The sequence below is a fragment of the Paenibacillus sp. P4_A7 genome (assembly GCF_056402455.1).
Window position 1 is genome coordinate 1 of sequence record NZ_JBFUHJ010000759.1, and the last position, 1,410, is coordinate 1,410.

The window sequence follows — 1,410 nt, forward strand, 5'->3', positions numbered from 1 at the left end:
TGCATAAACCACACGCTAAGACGGAACGCTAGCTGCGTCAACGCCTGCGCTTCTCGTGTCGAACCATAGCCTACTTCATGATTGGCTTTATTCCCTATTTTGCGAAGCGTATGAAGCATATCTGCAATCTCTTCGGTCAGCAGATCATCCCGCTTTAACTGAGACAGCCGTTCAACCTGCGTTAAGTCTTTCGTTTCATCCATTTCTTCCAGTGCACATATATATTTAGTTAACGTTTCACCGAACATACGGAGCTTAATCAAAGATGTATTCGGATCAATAAAGAGATTACGTTCTGCCATCTCGCCAAGATCGGATAATATGTTCCAGCGACTCTCAAGAAATTCAAAATTCCCAGCCATCTATTGACGCACCTCCGGAAACGAACTAGTTCTATAGTAACAGTTTAATAGGTTTAATTCGACTTCCCACCTCAAATAACCTTCAAATATGGGAATTTCAGCGATATCTTGGTTATTGAATCAGCCTTTCACAAATATTAAAAAGATAGACTGTTCATTACAGTCTACCTCTCTTCGATAGTTTCAATCTAGCTATTCATTCATCGTCCTGTTGCTTCGAAAAAGCTTGTTTAATCAAGCTCATAATATATTCGATTTCATCATGCGAAGATAATCCAACCTCTACATCGCCATTTCCCCATCTACCAACGTTGGATACGTCCCTGCAAATTCCCTTTGGATCAATAATTTCGTTAAATGGCATATTGAGACTTAAACGGAGCCGACTTCTTTGCGGAACTACGTCTACAAAGTTTGTTACAGCTTTATAGGCTATATAGAGCTTTTTGAATTCCTCTCTTACTGAACTATCGAGGTTACATATCCTCTTTCTTAGTTCATCGAACAAGAATAGCACCTCTCCTTGAAGATAATCAGCATGATCCTCAATACTATAAGCATGGTCCTGAGTGACTTCTGAATTATTGTATTTAGATAACACATCATCGGTCAGTCTAGGAAACCCCCACACAGAAACAGCTTGGTCAGCAAGTGTCTTTGCTCGAATTTTTATTTGTTCCTCATTCCATGTATCTAGTTTAGCTAATGCCCGGTTGAGACGAAGTGGGCTATCTGCAAACCCACCTTCTAAGTCACGTTTTGTAAAAAACGGCTTAAAACTAAGTTCCGAATTGTAACGAGTTAAAGTCAGATTACCTAATGTATGTAGATATGTCTTTTGCACTTCTTCCCAATTCAGACCTAAATCATGTCTCCAATCTTCGGATAAATCCTTCTTCTGTGGCATAATGTGTTCTATCGTGTAGCTTTCAATATTTACAACCTCTTTGCGATTATTATTTTCAAGCTTTCTAAGCAAATAATTTCGATTTCTAAAGTTATAAATGTCCTTAACCATAATTTCACGAATGAACTCTCCATCATTCGG

The 1,410-nt window shown here is 38.7% G+C and carries 2 protein-coding genes; both read right to left on the bottom strand.

What is annotated here, in order from left to right:
* On the bottom strand, positions 1 to 362 hold a 362-nt coding region (locus AC1DWN_RS33735; RefSeq protein ID WP_477563183.1), incomplete at its 3' end, for a DUF4145 domain-containing protein.
* A gap of 196 nt (positions 363 to 558) precedes the next feature.
* Positions 559 to 1,410: GmrSD restriction endonuclease domain-containing protein (locus AC1DWN_RS33740; RefSeq protein ID WP_477563184.1), on the bottom strand; the 852-nt coding region annotated here is incomplete at its 5' end.